Origin of the sequence: Flavobacterium sp. FPG59, from assembly GCF_002150205.1 — a bacterium.
Taxonomy (GTDB): Bacteria; Bacteroidota; Bacteroidia; order Flavobacteriales; family Flavobacteriaceae; genus Flavobacterium.
In genome coordinates this window covers 1-2631 of the sequence record NZ_MTCA01000311.1, presented here as the reverse complement: position 1 = coordinate 2631, position 2631 = coordinate 1, and the positions used below count along the sequence as shown (strand labels likewise).

The window sequence follows — 2631 nt, the reverse complement described above, 5'->3', positions numbered from 1 at the left end:
CAAACCAATTATATTTTATCATAATTATTTTACTCTTAGTAAAAATAATTAAATGGGAAGTTGTGCGGTAGAGTTTAACTTTTGTTGAGGATTGTTTTTTTAGAAAAATTAGGTTAAAAAAAACCAATCTGATTTAGATTGGTTTTTAACTTATTTAAAAAATTAATACAATGAAGGAAATTTTAATGGATTTACTTCGTGCATCATATCATAAACTTTTTCATAAATATCCTCAGCCGATGGTTTAGAGAAATAATCTCCATCAGTACCATAAGCAGGTCTGTGGGCTTTTGCAGTTAAAGTTTGTGGTTTACTGTCAAGGTATTCATAAGCATTTTGTTCCTCAAGAATTTGTTGCATGATATAAGCCGAAGCTCCTCCTGGAACATCTTCATCAATTACTAGTAAACGATTTGTTTTTGCAATACTTTTGATAATGTCTTTATTGATATCGAATGGTAAAAGTGATTGTAAATCAATAACTTCGCAATCAATGCCAACTTCTTGTAATTCTATTGCAGCTTGTTGTACGAGTCTCAACGTAGAACCATAAGAAACAAGTGTGATGTCGTTTCCATGTTTTAAAGTTTCTATAACACCTATTGGAGTTTTGAATTCTCCATAGTTCAAAGGCATTTTTTCTTTCAAACGGTATCCGTTCAAGCATTCAATTACTAGAGCTGGTTCGTCACACTCTAACAAGCTGTTATAAAATCCGGCAGCTTGAGTCATATTTCTAGGTACCAAAACATGAATACCACGTACTGCATTGATGATCATTCCCATTGGTGATCCAGAATGCCAAATCCCTTCTAAACGGTGACCGCGTGTACGAATAATTAGTGGCGCTTTTTGTTTTCCTACTGTTCTATATCGTAAAGTAGCTAAATCATCACTCATGATTTGAATCGCATACAATAAATAATCTAGGTATTGAATTTCGGCTATTGGTCGTAAGCCTCTCAATGCAAGTCCTATTCCTTGCCCTAAAATAGTTGCTTCTCTAATTCCTACGTCAGCTACTCTTAGTTCTCCATATTTCTCTTGCATTCCTTCAAGACCTTGGTTTACATCGCCAATTGCTCCAGCATCTTCACCAAAAATCAATGTTTCAGGATATTTAGTAAAAATAGCATCAAAGTTATCACGCAAAATCATTCTTCCATCAGTATCTTCTTTTGCATCATCTGCATAAGTAGGTAATGCCATTTTTGATGAAAATATATTTTCCTTTGTTTCTGAAAATAAATTGCTGCTGAAGTTTATCTGCTCTTTCTTAGTATAGTTTGTGATCCACTGTGAAAGTTCATTTTTTCCAGATTCGTTCAAAATCAATCGCAGTACTTTTCGAGCTACAACCAAGATTTCTTTTTTAAGAGGAGATTTTATAGCACTTAGTTCACCTGCATACTGCATGATGCGCTCTTGGTGAGCACTAGTACTTGCAATTTTTTGCAATAGTGCTATTAAGTCTTTTTGATCTTCAATTATTGGCTCAAGAAAAGCTGTCCAAGCTGCTTTTTTACCTTCTAAAACTTCTTTTTTTGCTTGAGCGTCAATTGCTTCAATCTCTTCTGGTGAGGCAATGTTTATGGCTATCATCCATAACTTCATTTGTCTAATACAGTCAAATTCTCTTTCCCAAGCTAATCGATCTGCATTTTTATAACGCTCATGTGATCCAGAACTCGAGTGTCCTTGAGGTTGTGTTAATTCATTTACATGAATTAAAACGGGAACATGATTTTCACGAGCAACTGTGGCTGCTTTTTCATAAGTAGTAATCAAATCAGCGTAATCCCAACCTTTTACTCTAAAGATTTCATACCCATTAGTATCTGCTTCTTTTTGATATCCTTTTAATATTTCAGAAATATTCTCTTTTGTAGTTTGATGTCTTGCATGAACCGAAATACCGTACTCATCATCCCAAACACTCATCACCATTGGCACTTGTAAAACACCTGCTGCGTTGATTGTTTCAAAAAATAATCCTTCAGATGTACTTGCATTACCTATGGTTCCCCAAGCAATTTCATTTCCTTGGTTAGAAAAATTTGCAGCATTTGGAATACCTGATACTTGTCTGTAAATCTTGGAGGCTTGAGCAAGTCCTAACAAACGTGGCATTTGGCCCGCAGTAGGAGATATATCTGAACTAGAATTTTTTTGTTTTGTTAAGTCTTTCCATGATCCATCTTCGTTAAGACTGTGTGTTGCAAAGTGCCCACCCATTTGTCTTCCGGCCGACATTGGATCATGTTTGATATCGGTATGACCGTACAGTCCAGCAAAAAACTGTTGAATTGTAAGTTCACCTATTGCCATCATGAAAGTTTGATCACGGTAATACCCTGATCTAAAATCGCCATTTTTGAAAGCTTTGGCCATTGCCAATTGAGGAACTTCTTTACCATCACCAAAAATTCCAAACTTGGCCTTTCCTGTTAATACTTCTTTTCGTCCTAATAAACTGCACTCACGGCTTATTATTGCTGTGGTATAGTCTTTCAAAACTTCGATTTTGAAATCTTCAAATGTCAATGCAGAATTGGTTTTTTCTTTTATCATAATAGAAAAGTATAACTTTATGCTGCAAATTTACTTAAAAACAACCTATTATCATAGCAC

1 protein-coding gene is annotated in these 2631 nt (G+C 34.9%); it reads right to left on the bottom strand.

Annotation, left to right across the window (positions count from 1 at the left end; translation table 11 throughout):
- Positions 1-162: 162 nt before the first annotated feature.
- Entirely contained in the window at positions 163-2571 is a 2409-nt protein-coding gene (locus tag FPG59_RS15430; protein WP_086455438.1) for a thiamine pyrophosphate-dependent enzyme, read from the bottom strand.
- Between the last annotated feature and the right edge of the window lie 60 nt (positions 2572-2631).